Raw genomic sequence first — 15,909 nt, forward strand, 5'->3', positions numbered from 1 at the left:
TCCCGGCAAACGCCCGCATCGCCATGCTGTCGTACAGCGCGTCTTCCAGCGCCTCGTCCGACAGTCCATACCACTGCTGGAGGAAATAGATGCGCAGCATCCGCTCAAGGCCGATCGGCGGTCTTCCACGTTTGCCCTTGGGGTAGTACGGCTCGACCGCCGCAATCAGCCGCGCCCACGGCACTACGCTTTCCATCTCCGTCAGAAATCGCTGGCGGCGCGTCACCCGCTTCTTACCGTGGCTTTCCGCTTCCGCAAAACTGATCTGTCGCTTCATCACCGGACCTGAATCATGGACACACCTATGACAACGCGCTCACCAAACGCCTCGATGACTCGCGCGCTGATTTAATCAGCGATTCCTTAGTGTTGTTGGCCAGAACCGGGGCAGCCGACAAGGCGGCGGCGATGGCGGTGATGACGATCAAGGCGTAGCGGGTGGCGTTCATGATTTCCCTTTTCTCTTTCTCGGAGCGACCCGGCTGTTATTGAGTTGCTGCATTGCGGTATCGCATGGATTGAAAGATAAGGGTTTTCCCCAGAATGGCAAAGAGCCAACTCAGCAATAAACGGTTTCCCGTTACGCAACAATCACCTGGCCAAGATCAGGGCATGCCCTTACGGGGTCTGCCATGACGGCTCTAAGCGGATCCCCTGCCAATCTGGGATAACCGCTGGCGCTACCTACCCTGTAAAACTCCACACTCTGCCCCGCATTGACCGGACGCCGCAGCCAGGCGGGCATCTCCCCCTGTCCGTCCCAGGTCAGCCCCTCGGCGTTGCGGTAAACACTTTCGCCTGGGCGCAGCGTGAGGAGTGCCCCCTCGGCCAGGCGCAAAACTGGAGCGGCTGGCGCGTGTACGTGTCGACCCGGCAGGCGCACCATAAAGCATCTGCCGAGTTTGCTGGATCCTATGTATGGGGGTGGACCGGCCGCGCCCGCCAACCTGTCGTTCAGTTCAAGAGATCGATTAGGAAACGCTCCGGCTTCTTGCCAATCCACGCGGGAGCCCTGCCGCGCCCCGACCAGGTCTGGCCCGTCTTGGGGTTGCGGTACCTCGGAGGCGGCGCGGCCTTCGTCTTGCTCGGAACAGCGCGGGCAGCGGGCTTAACACTGGGCTTGCCCGCAATGTCCTCAATGCTGAGGTCGTACTCCTGCATCAACTGCCGAATCTCCTGCACAACCTTTGGCACTTCCGCGGCTCGCAACTGCTCAAGTTGCGCATTGACAGATGCCAGTTGAGCGAGCAGTGAGGATTGGGACGGGCTTTGGGTTGCGGTAGGCGCTTTTTGCTCCTGTCGCGGCTTCCGGGTTTGCGGCTTCTGAGTCGGCGCTTCCGGGGCAGCCTCCACGCTAGGCAGTGGTATCTGCTTCGGCCCGCGCTTCCGGGTTGGGGTCTCTTGAGTCGTGACTTCCGGGGCGGCAACTTCGGCTAGGGTTTTCGGCTTCCGACCGCGCTTCGGGGCCCGCTTCTCTTCCGGCGTCGCAGCTTCCGGAGTCTCTTGCGTGTCGTTCGCTTCTCGCCTGCGCCAATCCTTCCTTACGAATTCTCGCGCCCAATCAACGCCGTACGACTTTGGGACCTTTCTGCCGACTCGTCGTATTCGACGTCCTCGGGCTCGGCGTAATAGAGAGACTGGAAGGTCTCGTCGGCTTCCCTCGGCCGCTCGCAGCAAGGCTGACCAGGTCCCTTCTATCGAAAATGTCGATCCTTTCGCAAGTGATTGACTCACAAAGAATTTGGGGGCGCGACTATCAAATGCATCAGCGCCCGATGTCAACTCTAGACTGGCCGCCTGCCACACGAAGCACGTTGCCCTCTGGCGTCATCTGCCGCGGAATGTCGTTGAATGTCGGCTTGCCCGGCCTTGCCGCTGTGGCCGGCCGTAACGTTGATACTTCCGCCACTCGACGCGTCCGGCCGGTTGCAAGAGGACCCACACGACTTTTCTTCGGTTTGTGTGCCGATGGCTTTGGGGGTTTCGCGGCCGAACGGCGCGCCTCCGGCGGGTTCCAGACTTCTATGTAGCGCTCGCCGGCCAGCGCCGAGGTTGCCAGTATCATCGTTACCAGGCCAACCAGTAGCTCTTTGGACAATCTCGTCTCCGCATTGTGTTGTCGCGACCGGAGCGAGTCCCGCTTTTGGCCGCGGCGTATTCTCGCACACCGTCCCTGAGCCCAATGCGGGGGGCCGTCGAACGCGACCGTCTGTTGGTGCCCGACCGGAGACCGTCCGTTCAACCCGAGGCAGCGCCGGCGCGCGCGGTTGGAGCGGGCTGTGGCCACGACTCAGTACGATTCTGCCCTACCAACTGATCGCGACGCCGCCCTTCGCAGCTGGAGCACGCGCGTTGCCTGTGCTAAGCAAGCAGCGCGACGTCGCCTGCTGATCGCAGCTCATACAACGGCCGCGCCGCGGGCATGCGGACCTACGGGCTCGTGTGCATGGCGTCGACTGCGCTGACCGTCTTCGTCGGCTATGCGCCTTTGTGGTTTGGCGGTGTCGCGGAGCACAGCACCGACCCTACACGGGGCGTGCAGGGCGTGGTGACAGGAGTCGGTTTCCTGTATGCGGGCGTCATCATGAAGGACGGCCTGAGCATCAGCGGCCTGACCACCGCGGCCTCCATCTCGGCCGCCTCGGCCGTGGGCGTGCTGCTCGGAGTCGAGTTCTACGCCGCGGCACTGCTGCTGGCGATGCTGTGCATGTTGTCGATGTCGCTGCTGCATCGTCTCGAAGTCAAGCTGCCCGGACGCGCGACGCTCGATGTCTCGTTGACCTTCCGGGTAGGCCCGCCGGACCTTGACGTGTTGGCCAGGGCTCCAGAAGCCCGCGGATATCATCTGTTGCGGCTGAAGACCTCCGCGTTGCCCGCAGGGCAACGATCTCGTGCAAAGATTGCTGTTCCTCGAACGAATATTCCAGCCAACAATCCCCCTCGCAACAGGTTCTCGCATGTGTGCGAGAAGATCTAAGAAAGTGGAGGACGACATGCAAGACCGAGAATTATCCCCCGTCAAACGCTGGATGACACTGAGTGCCGCCATCCTGGGATTGACGCTGACCAGCGCACCAGCATCCGCTGCCGACACCTTTCCCTCCAAGCCGATATCGATGCTGGTCGCATTCCCTCCGGGGGGGCCCGCTGATGTTCTGGCGCGGGCCATGCAACCGGCGATGGCCAAGGCGCTCGGCCAGCCCGTGGTCATCGAGAATCTGCCCGGCGCCGGCGGCGCGCTGGCAGTGCAGCGGCTGCTGAGCCGACCGGCCGACGGCTACACGCTGATCATGGGCTCGCCCAACGAGGCAATCCTGACGCCGCTGGCGCTCGCCAGCGCCAGGTACAAGTCGGAGGAGCTGGCCCTGCTGGCGCCGGTCTCGAACCACCCGCTCGTCGTGATGACGCGCAGCGACCTGCCGTACAGCTCGCTCGAACAGATCATCGCGGCCACCAAGTCGGCAGGTGGCAAGAGCCTGACCTTCGGCAATCCGGGCTACGGGACCATGTACCACATTGTCGCCGAATACATGGCTCAGCTGACCGGAGCCAAGATGCTGCAGGTGCCGTACAAGGGCGCCACGCCGATGCTGGCAGACCTGACCGGGCGCCAGATTGACATGACAATTCTGCCAAACCTCGGTGCCTCCACGCAGCTGCTCGAAACGCACAAGATCAAGGCGGTAGCAGTGCTGGACACGCAGCGCATGCGAAACCTGCCCGATGTGCCTGCGATCTCCGAAACCAGCGTCGCGCGCAAGTCCGAATTCGTGTATTCGATCTGGCTTGGCGTCATGAGCAGGGCCGGCGTCCCGGCGGAGCGTGCCCGCGTATTAATGGACGCCTCGCAGCAAGCGCTGAGGTCGCCCGAACTGATCAAGGCGCTTGAGCTCTCCGGCGTGCAGCCGATGAAGCCGCAGACGCTCGAGGCCTCCGCGAAGTTCTACGTCGACGAGACTGAGAAGTTCAGGAAGATGGCCGCCTCGATCAAGCTGACGCCGCAGTAATACCACCCCTCACGGCCGTTCCCATGGCGGCGCCCGCGCTCGTATTGCTGGTCCCGCCTCGTTCCAACATCCCGTTCCAGGGAGGCTCTCCTTGAATATCCTAGTTGCCGGTTTCCAGCACGAAACCAATACGTTCGCCCCAACCATGGCCTCCTACGAGAACTTCGTCCGTGGCGAGGACTTTCCCGCCATGGTGCGCGGCGAGGCGATCTACGACCTGCTGGACGTGAACGTGCCGATCAGCGGCTTCATCCACCACGTTCGCGAGCACGGTCACACCGTCACGCCGGTGATCTGGGCGGCAGCCGGCGCTTCGGCCCATGTCACGACCGATGCCTACGAGCGCATCGCCGGCGAGATCGTGGAGGCGGTGACGACGGCCTCATACGACACGGTCTATCTCGACCTGCATGGCGCTATGGTGGCCCAGCACCTCGACGACGGCGAGGGTGAGTTGCTGACGCGCGTCCGTGCCGCGGCTGGCCCGGACGTGAAGATCGTGGTCTCGCTGGATCTGCATGCCAACGTTACCGAACGGATGCTCGCGCTGGCGGATGGAGTGGTGGCGTATCGCACCTATCCACACGTGGACATGGCCGCCACCGGCAAACGGGCAGCCGAGATGCTGCTGGAGTTGTGCAGGCGGGAGACGCGTGCGCACCTGGTGGCACGACGCGTGCCATTCCTGATTCCGGTCAACAGCATGTCTACGATGATGCAGCCCGCTCAAGACATCTACGGGCTGCTCGAAGAACTGGAGCAACAAGGCGTGCTGTCGCTGTCGTTTACACCGGGCTTTCCCGCCGCCGACTTCGCCGAGTGCGGTCCCGTCGTCTGGGGGTACGGCTTCGACAAGGCCCGCGTCGAGCGGGCCGTCGAGGCACTGCTCGCGCGCATCTGTGAACCCGAGAGCCAGTGGGCCGTGCAGTTCGAGGAGCCGGATGCAGCGGTGCAGCGCGCCATGCGGATCGCGCAAACAGCCACGCGGCCAGTGATCCTTGCGGACACGCAGGACAACCCGGGCGTCGGCGGCGATGGCAACACCATGGGCATGCTGCGTGCGCTACTCAAGGCCGGCGCGCAGGACGCCGCGATCGGGATCATCTGCGATCCCGCCGCGGCCGAGGCCGCGCACCGGGCTGGAGTTGGCGCGGGGATCGATATCGCGCTTGGCGGCTGCCCACAGGTGAGCGAAGATGCCCCGCTGCGGGCGACCTTCGAGGTGGAGGCACTGTCCGATGGCAAGTTCGTCTACGGCGGACCGATGATGCGTGGCAAGGCTGCCGACATGGGACCAATGGCGCGGCTGCGGCTCGACGGCGTGCTCGTTGCCGTCAGCTCGACCAAGGCACAGCTGCTCGACCGCAACATGTACCGCGCGGTCGGCATCGAACCGGCGGGGATGAAGATTCTCGTGAACAAGAGCTCGGTGCATTTCCGCGCCGACTTCGCCGCGATCGCGGAAGACATTTTCGTGGTGCGTGCGCCCGGTCCGTTCATCGCCGATCCGGCGGACCTGCCATGGCGGCATCTCAAGCCCGGCATGCGCCTGAAACCGAACGGTCCTGCGTTCGCGCCGGCGCCACGAATCTACGACAAGCTTGCGCAGCTTGGTATCGAACTGCCCACGGCTTCGGCCCCGGCGGCGGCCTATGTGCCAAGCGTGCGGTCCGGCAAGCTGATCCACGTGTCCGGCCATCTCTCCCGCGTCGATGGGCAGGTTCGGACCGGCCGCTTTGGCGACGATCTGCGCACCGCCGACGGTGTCGCGGCGGCCCGCCTGGTTGCCATCGACTTGCTCGCGACGCTGCACGCCGCTACCGGCGATCTCGATTCGATCGTGCGGGTCGTCAAGCTCACCAGCCTCGTCCATTCGACAGCGGACTTCACCGAGCAGCACCTCGTGACCAATGGCGCCAGCGATCTGCTCGCCGCGGTGTTTGGCACGTGCGGCCAGCACGCGCGCAGCGCGTTCGGCGTGTCGCAGTTGCCGCTCGGTGCCTGCCTGGAAATCGAACTGATCGTCGAGGTCGCCTGATTCCATGTCGGAAGATTCTGCGAAGAACCGCTACACAACTGTCGCAGGGCTAATAAATGAACGACGTTCCTAAACCAATTGCCCGCCCGCAAGCTCGATGGACGAGCGACGGCTGTACTTCCGGAAACGGACATTGTAGCGGTCAAGGTTCGAACGGCGGCGCAGGTTCGCAATGAGACGACCAGTTAGGCAACGGGCGAGGTCTTACCGTTTATCGCGCCTGTAGCTAGCATCGCCATGCCCATAGGTTCACTATCATGAAACTATGGGCATGGCGATTGCCCCGACGGCTCATGCCATGCTCTGCAAGGCTTTGTTATTAGGGTTTATAGTCACCCTGTCTCCTCCCTTTCACCGAAGGGATTTCGGCCCGCTTTTGCAGCGGGCTGTTCTTTTTTCGTTTGAGGTCTTCACCCAGCATTGGCGCGTGCTGGCATCTGGACGGGCGCAGGGATCTACTGGCATTGCCTGGAGGGACGCCAAACGAAAGGTAATCAGGGGGGGGATGATGCTCGCCCAAAATCCGGCGTTCCCTCGGGAAGCGGACAGCCGCCCGCGTTACACCGGCAGAGAGTTGAACCGCCGGCCGCATTGAGATTCGCCGAACTCAGGATTCCCGACAGCGAGCACGCGGCCGCGTGCCAGCCTCTAACAGCCAAACTGCCTGCCAGAACCCCTGCAGCACCTTGGCGGGCGGGAGACCGCGCGGTCTCCAGATCGCTGGCGTTCCTCCCTCCGACCTCAACTACGCGGCTTGCAAGAGCATCAGAATGTCGTCGTAGAGGGCCTTGGAGACGTCCACACCGGACTCATCACTGTGCGCTCTGGCTTCATAGCGGCGCTCGGACGGAAGCCGCGCACCTTGCTCGGTGATGGCTCCGAAGAGCTCCTCAGCGCGCTGCAGGTATTCGCTGGCTCGATCTCCGAGGAATGTCTTCGGGTCAAAAGCCAGCAACAGTTCGCCATGGCATGGCGTTGCACCCGCTTTCTCATCGAATTGCATGGAATCGGCGCTGGTCATGTCGCCAATTAGTGGACCTGCCATCAACTCAATCATGGTGGACAAGGCAGAACCCTTGTGTCCCCCGAAAGTAAGCATCGCCCCCGTCAGAGCAGCGACAGGATCTGTGGTCGGCATCCCGTTCGCATCGATCGCCCAGCCTAATGGAATTTCTTTGCCTTGACGGCGGTGAAGTTCGATATCACCCCGTGCGATCGCACTGGTCGCAAAATCAAACACAAAGGGATGCTTGTCGGGACGCGGCCACGCGAAGGCGATCGGATTTGTTCCGAATACCGGCTTTGTACCCCCCGCCGGCGCGACCCAGGAATGGCTGGGCGTCATGGCTAGCGCCACCAGGCCCTCGTTCGCCAACGCTTCCACTTCGGGCCAAAGTGCAGAAAAGTGGAAGCAGTTATTGATCGCCATGGCCGCCAGCCCGCACTCGCGCGCCTTGCTGACAAGATACGGAAATCCCTGTTTGAATGCGAGCAGCGAATTACCGTAGCACGCGTCGACCTTGACGATAGCGCGAGCCTGGTCTGTTACGGTGGGCACCGCCCGGCCATCCACCTTTCCATGACGGATGGTATGCACACACACTAGCAGACGATAGAGCCCGTGCGACTGACAATTGTCGCGCTGGCCGGCAACGATGACGTCGGCAATGGCTTCACTGTGGGCGTCTGAATAACCGTTGGTGCGCAGGACGTTGAGCGAAAGCTCGCGGACCTCGGCAAGCGAGAGTTGGACTGTTTCCGACATCGTTAGCATAGAAGTAAATTAGGCCACCACACCCGGAGGCATGAGCGGTCGCATCGGATGCCGGATGAGGACCGGCTACCGATGCAAGACTTTCTCGACAAGACCGATGATCTGGTCTGCCGCAATATCCAGGTGTTGCAAGAGCAGTTGCTCGGCTCGCTTGGTATCCCGCTTCCGACTGACTTCGATGAGCTCCATATGCTCCTCGTGCGCTTGTTTACGAATCGGCACGTTGACGACCTGGAACCGGAAATAGCGGTCGGCCTTTTCGTGAAGGCGCTTCAGGATGCCAAGCGTCATATCCCGATTCGCCGGAAGATACAACGTCTCGTGGAAGGCCCAATTCAGCTGGCCCCACTCGCCTGCTGCCGCCTTGTCCATGGATGCGACGATCTGCTCCGCCGTGGCCAGGTCGCGCTCCGTCAGATGCGGAATGGCCTCAATGAAGATCCACGGTTCCAGGCGTTTGCGGATATCGAACGCTTCGTGGATTTCGTCCACGGATAGCGGCCGCACCGAGGCGCCCTTGTGGGGCACGACGTTCAGCATGCCTTCTGCCTCAAGTCTGGTGATTGCCTCGCGAATCGGCAACCGACTGACGCCAAGTTCGTCCGCCAAGGCCTCTTGCCGCAACACTTCACCGGGACCCAGTTCGCCCGACAGAATCTTCCGGCGAATGGCGTCCATGACGAGATCGACCGTCGTCGGACGGACAATCTTCGCTTGTGTGGTACGTTTCGCAGGCGAAGCGAGGGAAACGGGCTCACCGTTGTCTTTCAGCTGGGCGTTGGTGGTGCGGGGCATTTCGAAGCGCGGATCTAGGGATGTTCCAAGCATTCTAGCACCGGGATTGGATATTGGATTCAATTTCGGCGCCGCCGGCGCGATCTCAGTTCATCAGGGCTTCGCGGACCCATTTTCCCGCTTTCATGACGCCCCGAATGCCTTCTCCCTGACCTCCCAAATACGAGAGATCTCTAAGGGGATCGCCGTCCACGACAAGCAGGTCAGCCATTGCACCTTCCCGGACCACGCCAAGCTTGCCAGGCATGCCCACGACCTCGGCTCCGATCGTCGTCGCTTGCCGCAACACTTCGAGGTTGCCCAGGATTTTGGCACGGATGCGGAGTTCATCGCTCTGGAACTCGTGCATATCGCCCAGCAGGTCGGTGCCAAGCGCCATCTTCACACCGTGACGCTTGAGGAGTTCGAGCGCCGCGAGGCCTTGAACGCGCACGGCCTCATTCTTTTCCAGCGCTTGTGCCGAGACGCCCGTCTTGGCACCGACCCGGCTCATGGCGTCGTACGTAACCAGCGTTGGCACCATGTACGCTCCCATCTTTGCCATGGTGGCCGCTGCTTCATCATCGACAAGATTGCCGTGCTCAATGGTCCTGACACCCAGTTCCACCGCTCGCTTGATTGCGGGCCCGGTATAGGCGTGCGCCATGACATAGGTTTGATGGGAACGCGCCTCCTCGACAATGGCTCGGATTTCGTCAACCGAGTACTGCAGGTTGCCGATCGGGTCGGTCGGCGAGGCGACGCCGCCGGATGCCATGATCTTGATGTGGTGGGCGCCGCTGCGCATTTCCTCTCGCACGGCCTTCCTGACTTCGTCTACACCATCGACAATGCGGCCGATCGCACCCAGGTTCCGGCTGCACCCGCACGGGTCTGGATCGGTGGAATCAAAGCGTTCCCGAAAATCGCCGTGACCGCCTGTTTGTGACAAGGCCTTGCCGGCGATAAAGAGGCGCGGTCCCGCAATCACTTCCTGCCCGATGGCAGTCGCCAACGCGTAGTCGGCGCCGCCGGCATCACGGACGGTCGTAAAGCCGCGGTTGAGCATGCCGCGCAAGATCGGCACGGCGCGCAGGACCGCGAACGTGTTCGGCAGCTTTCCATTGGTGCCGAGGTGCGCAATGGAGGCAATCACATGCACGTGACAGTCGATCATGCCGGGCATGACAGTCTTTCCGGCAAGGTCGATTTGTCGTGCGCCATCAAACTGAGCAATACCAGTCGTCACTTCCCGAATCTCGGAGCCTTCCACCACGACGGAATAGCGCTGATCGTCGTCCGGCGTGTCGACGTTCAGGACTCGAGCGTTCTTAAGTACGGTAATCGCCACGATTTACTCCGCTCATTTCAGGATGAAACCGTGGGCCAGCGGATCGCGGTCATTCACGAAAATCGTGTTGTGACCGGTCACCTGTGCCCAACCTTCGATTGTCGGGATGATCCCGGGATATTCGCCCACCGTCGCAGGGGCGACGGCAACACCAGTGAAGAGGGTGCCAATGATGCTTTCGTGCACGAAAGGATCGTTCAGTCTTAGTTGCCCCTTGCCGAATAACTGGGCCATGCGCGCAGACGTCCCCGTCCCGCATGGCGAGCGATCGATCGCCTTGTCGCCATAGAAGACCGCGTTTCGCGCCGTCGCTTCTGGCTTGGTCGGCGTACCGGTCCACATGACATGTGACAGGCCCTTGATCTCAGGCTGTTCAGGATGCACAAAGGTGTACTTCTCGTTGGCCTTCCTGCGCAGTTCCGGGCTCAGCCGCTGGATGTCTGCCGGGCGCAGTGACTCCATGCCCGAGTAGTTCGCCTGCGGCTCGACGATCGCGTAGAAGTTCCCGCCGTACGCGACGTCGAACCGGATCTCGCCCACGCCGTCGAGTTCGACGCTCAGATCCCGCGAATGCAGGAACGAGGCGACATTGGTCAACTGGACCGACTCGACATGGCCAGCGTTGAGCTTGTAGCGCGCTTCCACGAGTCCAGCCGGTGTATCGAGGCGCAGCAAGCCCGGCTCCTTAGGCTGGACCAGACCATTTTCGACAATCGTCGTCACCGTCCCGATCGTGCCGTGGCCGCACATCGCCAGGCAGCCGCTCACCTCGATAAAGAGAATGCCCACGTCACAGTCGGGGCGCGTTGGCGGGTAGAGAATCGTTCCCGACATGACGTCGTGTCCACGCGGCTCAAACATCAACGCGGTGCGGATCCAGTCGAACTCGCGCTCGAAATGCGCCCGTCGCTCGATCATGGTGGCGCCTTGCAACTGGGGCGCCCCGCCCGCCACCACACGGACCGGATTGCCACAGGTATGGCCATCAATACAGAAGAATGTCTTGTCCATCATCTTCTCGCTCATGGATGCCGGACAATGCCGGGATTTAGTTTTGGATCCAATATCCATTTTGGACATTTTGCCTGCCGAGGTCAAGTTCGCTCTGACGCGTGCCTAACACCCGAGCCTGGTCAGCGAGCGCGGCAGTCGTCACCAACTGAGCAAAAAGGCGTGCTACGTCGATGTCAGCCGGTGTGTAATTCGCTGGACCATCGAGCAGATTGAGCGATCCGACCACTTTCCCTGCATGGCGAATCGGGATGTTCAACACGCTTTCACATCCGATCGCCCAGAGGGTCTCGAAATCTGGAAAGACTTCGCGCAGGTCCGATTTGCTTCCTCCGATATAGGGCTGCCCGTCGATCAATACCTTGGTCGTCCACATCGATGGCGTCACGGGCTTGATCCCTCCGACCGGATTGATCTCCGGCCGGGAGCTGTAGACCCGAACAACCCGCTCGCCGGCACCGTCAAACAGCAGCACGGTAAATAGCTTGTGGCCAAAAACCTCGCCGAGGACGGCGTCGAGCGAGCTCCATACTGTCTGCGACGCTGCCCCAGACTGACACAGCGTTGCCAGGCGCGCGGCAGCCCCAAGTGGTTCGGTATTCGCTTTCATCGCGCTGAAGCCTGCGGGCCGGCATGGCCTCCCACATCCCCATCCGGCAGCGTGGCGTACTCGTTGGCCGCAATCTGTTCAAGCGTCCGCCCCTTGGTCTGGATGCCAAAGATCAGTACCGTCAGTGCGCCGACGAGCATCACCATCGTGGTCATGCCGAATACCCCGGAGAATCCCAGGATCGGGTAGATGTAGCCGACCAGCGCTGGCGACGCGATAGCACCGATGCGGCCGAAGGACGATGCCGCACCCATGCCGGTTGCACGAACGGAGGTTGGATAGATCTCGGGCGTGTAGGCATACTGGCCCGCATTCACGCCGTTCATGGAGAACGACAGCAGCACGCTGGCAACCAGAATCGTCGTGGGATCCTTGCTGAAGAAGGCCAGGAAGATGGCCGACAGGCAGGCGAGGAACATATAGGTGACGATAGTCGCCTTGCGTCCGATCTTCTCGTTGAAGTACGCCGCGGAGTAATACCCGGGGATCTGTGCGAGGTAGATCGCGATCGAATAGGAAAAGCTCTTATTGATCGTCAGTCCCTGCTGCACGAGCAAGCCCGGTATCCAGGTGAAGAAGGCATACGAGCAGAACGTGATCGCCAGCCAAAGCACCCAGGTCATGGCGGTGATGCGGGTCAGTGGTGGCCGCCACAGCGTCTTTACGCTTTCCCAGGCGGATTGGGCCGGCGCCTTGGCCACCGGGGCATCAGCCACGTGAACGACTGGCGGCAGCTTGACGCCAGCGCGCATGACGCTCGCTTCGATTCTGTCGACGACCTGGAGCGCTTCATCATGGCGGCCCTGGCTTTCAAGCCAGCGCGGGGACTCCATGAGTGCCCGACGCCACCAGAGGAGGATCACGACGGGTGCCGCGGTCATCCCCAAGGCATAGCGCCAACCCTCGGGACTTTGGGGAATCACGAAGTAGCCGATGATCGCCGCAGCAACGAACCCGAAGGAGAAGAAACCTGCCAGGGCGCCAGTAAAGCTACCGCGGTAGCGATTGCTGACGAACTCCGCGAGGAACGGCGCAATGATCGCGCCCTCGGCCCCAAGGCCGACACCCGCCAATGCCCGGATGACAAAGAATGTGTGCCAGTCATTGACGAAGGCGTTGACCAACGACAGGCCGCAGAAGATGAACAAGGCCCACATCATGACAACCCGTCGGCCAAAGCGGTCTCCCAGGACGCCCGCGATGAACGCACCGACCAGAAAGCCGATGTAGGTGCTGCTGCCGAGCAGACCCGTTTCGAAGCTCGTCAGCTGCCATTGCGTGCGTACGACCGGCAGGATGAAGGCCATGATCGCGGCGTCCATCGCCTCGAAGGTAAAGCCGAGGCCGCCAATGATCAGCAGTTTGATGTGGAAGCTACAGAAAGGTAGCCGCTCCAGGCGTGCAGCAACTTGTGACATCAGTCGTTCTCCCAAGTGGTTGCCCATAACTCTTGTGGATCCAATATCCTCTATCCAATAGTCGTATACCCTTGGACGGGAATTCCCACGGCCCCGCCGCCACATCACCATCCAGTGAAGCATAATAAGTGGCGCCAGGTACTCATTTACGCTCGTTTTTCTTTCGAGTGTTTCGATGTTTGCGTGTTTACCCGAATTTGACACGGACGAGTGTCGCACCTAGACTTCGCTTCAACAACGTTTTGGATCCAATATCCAAGAAGACGAGCGATGAGGAGCGAGATGATCACTGCGCCGTCACGGACCCCATGACTTTGGCAACCATGGTGGCCCTAGGCGAAGCCACCACCCCGTGTACGAGGCGTAAGCCGGCAAGTGGAAGCTCGATCTCTCAGACGCTCGGCGGCAAGTAGCCGCAATTCCAAAACCCTCATCGCAGTAAAGGAACGCCCAATGACATACAGCGCCGAAGCCAACCATGCAGAGTCCGACGTCCTGATCGCGGGCGCCGGCGTGGTGGGGCTCGCCTGTGCCTGGAAAGCACTAAAAGAGGGGCTTTCTGTAACCGTCGTCGACCGCGATTTCGAAGGCGACCGGACCTCCCACGGCAACGCCGGCGGTATCGCCGTCACCGAATCGACGCCGCTCTCCGCACCGGGACTGGTTTTGAAGGCGGCAAAATGGCTGATGGATCCGCTGGGCCCGCTGAGTCTGCGCGTCGGGCACGTTCCCCAGGCGTTGCCGTGGTTTTGGGAGTTCAACAAAGTCAGCCGCCCCGACCACTTCCGCCGCATCTCCTATGCGCTGGCATCGCTGAACAACCGCGTCTACGAGGACTTACTGCCCATGATCGAGGATATCGGTGGCAGTGGCAGCCACTATCGGCGCGGTGCCATCACGGTGTACGAGACGGAGAAGGCATACCAGGCGGATCAGCATGAATGGCAATTCAAGCGAGACTTGGGGGCCCGATGGCGCGAGCTCAGCAAATCCGAACTCAGCGATCTGGAACCCGGCCTCGCGCCAGTCTTCGAGCGAGGTGTCTTTCTTGAGCAATGGTCACACGTTGGCGATCCCAAGCGGCTGGTCACGCAGCTTCGAGAACGGGTTCGAGCCCTTGGCGCAAACTTTGTCCAGCAGTCGGTCGCTGCAATTGATGCGTCGAAAGAACGCCCGGAAGCCGTGCTGGCCAACGGCACTCGCCTGCGGGCCACACGCATTGTCGTGGCAACCGGAGCATGGTCGGAGTCGCTCGCCAAATCGGTAGGCGATCGGGTGCTGCTCGATAGCGAGCGCGGCTACAACTCGACGTTGCCTCAGCCCAACGTGCAACTGTCCCGCGAGATCATCTTTGCCGAGCGCAAGTTCGTGGCAACGCCGCTCGACATCGGTCTGCGCATTGGCGGTGCGGCGGAATTTGCGGGCCTGAACGCCCCGCCGAACTACAAGCGAAGTGACGCGCTGCTTTCGCTGGCCAAACGATTCCTGCCCGGGGTCAACGACACGGGTGCCGTGCGCTGGATGGGGCACCGCCCCGCCACGCCCGATTCGCTGCCCGTGATCGGCCCATCCTCCCGAAACCCGAGCGTGCTGTACGCCTTCGGTCATGGACATCTTGGCCTGACGCAATCTGCGACCACCGGCACGCTGATCGCTGACCTGCTTAAGCGGCGAACGCCTCGGGTGGACCTCAAGCCGTTTTCGATCTCTCGTTTTGGGTAAGTGGGTGCCCTGATAACCCCCGATTCAAGGCCGAGCCTTTTGTTCGGTCATCTCTACTAGGAGTATGAACATGTCTGTGACCTGGAAAGGTGTCTTCCCCGCAGTAACGACGAAGCTCAAGGCCGATGGCTCGCTCGACGAGGCCGCCATCAAGGCGGGCCTGGAACGCCTGATCGAAGGCGGCGTCGGCGGCGTCGTGATGATGGGTATGGTTGGCGAGAACGCCTCGCTGACGCCTGAGGAAAAGCGCACGGTGCTGCGTATCGCCAAGGAGACCGTCGCTGGCCGCGTGCCAGTAATCTCGGGGGTTGCGGAAACCAATACGGCGAGTGCCATTGAATTCGCTCGCGCCGCCGAAGAAATTGGCGTCAATGGCCTGATGGTCTTCCCGGGCCTGACCTACAAGTCCGACGCGCGCGAAACCGTCGAGTTCTATCGCTCGGTTGCCCGTTCGACCTCGCTGGACATCCTGCTGTACAACAATCCGCGCGGCTACGGCGTCGACCTGACTCCGGACCTGCTGGAGCAATTGCAGGGTGAGAAGAACATCGTGGCCATCAAGGAGGAATCGTACGACACCACCCGCGTTACCGACCTCCTTACTCGGTTCGGCGATCGCTACGCCGTCGTCTGCGGCGTCGATGACCTGATCCTGGAAAGTGTGGCCTTGGGCGCCACGTGCTGGGTTTCCGGCATGGCCAATGCCGTGCCGCGCGAGTCGGTGACGTTGCTGGAGCTGGCTGTGAGCGGCGATTTCGCTGCCGCGCGCAAGCTGTACCGAGTATTGACCCCGCTGTACCACCTCGACACCCATGTCAAGCTGGTCCAGTACATCAAGCTGGCCGAAAACATCACGGCCGGTTACTCGGAAGTCGTCAAGGCTCCGCGTCTGGCTCTCGAAGGCGCCGAACGCGAGCGCGTCGTGGCGATTGTCCAGAAGACCGTGGAAGACCTCAAGGCTCTCGGCTGAGGATGCAGACGGCAGCTGCTCCCGCGGCTGCCCTGCCCCGACTGGTGATGGTTTTCCACTGTGTCACCAGCGCCCCTTCTGACGAGGCCTCGCGCCTCGCCCGCTATTGCGGCACCTGCCGGTGCCGGCACTACGCTTTCAAGTCATGACCACCTATGGATGGTCTGAACAACCTGCCGTAGCCGAAGGCCACGGCGTGCTCAGCACGCATTGATTTCACAGGATGAGACGAAT

Annotated in this window: 12 protein-coding genes and 3 pseudogenes; 5 read left to right on the forward strand and 10 right to left on the reverse strand. The window is 61.6% G+C overall.

What is annotated here, in order from left to right; genetic code table 11:
- From J8I34_RS31020 to J8I34_RS35315, 4 genes and pseudogenes are all read right to left on the reverse strand, one after another.
- Positions 1-277: transposase (locus J8I34_RS31020; protein WP_209808029.1), on the reverse strand; the 277-nt coding region annotated here is incomplete at its 3' end.
- 25 nt (positions 278-302) lie between these two features.
- A complete protein-coding gene (locus J8I34_RS31025) occupies positions 303-449 on the reverse strand; it encodes a hypothetical protein (protein ID WP_209808031.1) in 147 nt (48 codons plus the stop codon).
- A 233-nt stretch (positions 450-682) separates the two neighbouring features.
- Positions 683-886: pseudogene (locus J8I34_RS35575) on the reverse strand (H-NS family nucleoid-associated regulatory protein); the annotation flags it as partial.
- A 68-nt stretch (positions 887-954) separates the two neighbouring features.
- Positions 955-1,500 (reverse strand): annotated as a pseudogene (locus J8I34_RS35315) (H-NS histone family protein); the annotation flags it as partial.
- A 904-nt stretch (positions 1,501-2,404) separates the two neighbouring features.
- Between J8I34_RS35315 and J8I34_RS31035 the strand changes: the two are divergent.
- The 3 genes and pseudogenes from J8I34_RS31035 to J8I34_RS31045 all read left to right on the forward strand — a co-directional run.
- Positions 2,405-2,977 (forward strand): annotated as a pseudogene (locus tag J8I34_RS31035) (MgtC/SapB family protein); the annotation flags it as partial.
- A gap of 16 nt (positions 2,978-2,993) precedes the next feature.
- The gene (locus J8I34_RS31040; protein ID WP_209808034.1) at positions 2,994-4,007 is read left to right on the forward strand and encodes a Bug family tripartite tricarboxylate transporter substrate binding protein; all 1,014 of its coding nucleotides are present in this window, start codon (positions 2,994-2,996) and stop codon (positions 4,005-4,007) included.
- 91 nt (positions 4,008-4,098) lie between these two features.
- On the forward strand, positions 4,099-6,045 hold the full coding sequence (locus J8I34_RS31045) for an Atu1372/SO_1960 family protein (RefSeq protein ID WP_209808036.1): 1,947 nt from the start codon (positions 4,099-4,101) through the stop codon (positions 6,043-6,045).
- Positions 6,046-6,790: 745 nt separating this feature from the next.
- Here J8I34_RS31045 and J8I34_RS31050 read toward each other — a convergent pair.
- The 6 genes from J8I34_RS31050 to J8I34_RS31075 all read right to left on the reverse strand — a co-directional run bounded on the left by J8I34_RS31050 (position 6,791) and on the right by J8I34_RS31075 (position 12,983).
- Positions 6,791-7,819 carry an Ldh family oxidoreductase gene (locus tag J8I34_RS31050; protein WP_371748176.1) on the reverse strand — a complete coding sequence of 343 codons (1,029 nt, stop codon included), beginning with the start codon at positions 7,817-7,819 and terminating at the stop codon, positions 6,791-6,793.
- A gap of 66 nt (positions 7,820-7,885) precedes the next feature.
- Positions 7,886-8,614: a GntR family transcriptional regulator gene (locus J8I34_RS31055; protein ID WP_209808040.1), complete on the reverse strand. Its 729-nt coding sequence runs from the start codon at positions 8,612-8,614 to the stop codon at positions 7,886-7,888.
- An 85-nt stretch (positions 8,615-8,699) separates the two neighbouring features.
- Entirely contained in the window at positions 8,700-9,938 is a 1,239-nt protein-coding gene (locus J8I34_RS31060) for a metal-dependent hydrolase family protein (protein ID WP_209808049.1), read from the reverse strand.
- Between the two features lie 18 nt (positions 9,939-9,956).
- Positions 9,957-10,970, reverse strand: coding sequence for a 4-hydroxyproline epimerase (locus J8I34_RS31065; protein ID WP_245176272.1), 1,014 nt, complete (start codon positions 10,968-10,970; stop codon positions 9,957-9,959).
- Positions 10,971-10,992: 22 nt separating this feature from the next.
- On the reverse strand, positions 10,993-11,565 hold the full coding sequence (locus tag J8I34_RS31070) for a GAF domain-containing protein (protein ID WP_209808042.1): 573 nt from the start codon (positions 11,563-11,565) through the stop codon (positions 10,993-10,995).
- A complete protein-coding gene (locus J8I34_RS31075; protein WP_209808043.1) occupies positions 11,562-12,983 on the reverse strand; it encodes an MFS transporter in 1,422 nt (473 codons plus the stop codon). Before J8I34_RS31075 ends, J8I34_RS31070 begins: the two co-directional genes overlap by 4 nt.
- A 453-nt stretch (positions 12,984-13,436) precedes the next feature.
- Between J8I34_RS31075 and J8I34_RS31080 the strand changes: the two genes are divergently transcribed.
- Positions 13,437-14,705, forward strand: a complete 1,269-nt coding sequence (locus J8I34_RS31080) for an NAD(P)/FAD-dependent oxidoreductase (RefSeq protein WP_209808044.1) — start codon at positions 13,437-13,439, stop codon at positions 14,703-14,705.
- Positions 14,706-14,775: 70 nt separating this feature from the next.
- Positions 14,776-15,675, forward strand: coding sequence for a dihydrodipicolinate synthase family protein (locus J8I34_RS31085; RefSeq protein ID WP_209808045.1), 900 nt, complete (start codon positions 14,776-14,778; stop codon positions 15,673-15,675).
- Positions 15,676-15,909: the final 234 nt, after the last annotated feature.

Source organism: Cupriavidus phytohabitans (assembly GCF_017815025.1).
Classification (GTDB): Bacteria; Pseudomonadota; Gammaproteobacteria; order Burkholderiales; family Burkholderiaceae; genus Cupriavidus.

Coding starts and splice junctions, on each gene's coding strand:
- J8I34_RS31050 (WP_371748176.1), bottom strand. CDS start 7,819: ATGCTAACGATGTCGGAAACAGTCCAACTCTCGCTTGCCGAGGTCCGC.
- J8I34_RS31040 (WP_209808034.1), top strand. CDS start 2,994: ATGCAAGACCGAGAATTATCCCCCGTCAAACGCTGGATGACACTGAGT.
- J8I34_RS31065 (WP_245176272.1), bottom strand. CDS start 10,970: ATGAGCGAGAAGATGATGGACAAGACATTCTTCTGTATTGATGGCCAT.
- J8I34_RS31025 (WP_209808031.1), bottom strand. CDS start 449: ATGAACGCCACCCGCTACGCCTTGATCGTCATCACCGCCATCGCCGCC.
- J8I34_RS31055 (WP_209808040.1), bottom strand. CDS start 8,614: ATGCCCCGCACCACCAACGCCCAGCTGAAAGACAACGGTGAGCCCGTT.
- J8I34_RS31085 (WP_209808045.1), top strand. CDS start 14,776: ATGTCTGTGACCTGGAAAGGTGTCTTCCCCGCAGTAACGACGAAGCTC.
- J8I34_RS31075 (WP_209808043.1), bottom strand. CDS start 12,983: ATGTCACAAGTTGCTGCACGCCTGGAGCGGCTACCTTTCTGTAGCTTC.
- J8I34_RS31070 (WP_209808042.1), bottom strand. CDS start 11,565: ATGAAAGCGAATACCGAACCACTTGGGGCTGCCGCGCGCCTGGCAACG.
- J8I34_RS31080 (WP_209808044.1), top strand. CDS start 13,437: ATGACATACAGCGCCGAAGCCAACCATGCAGAGTCCGACGTCCTGATC.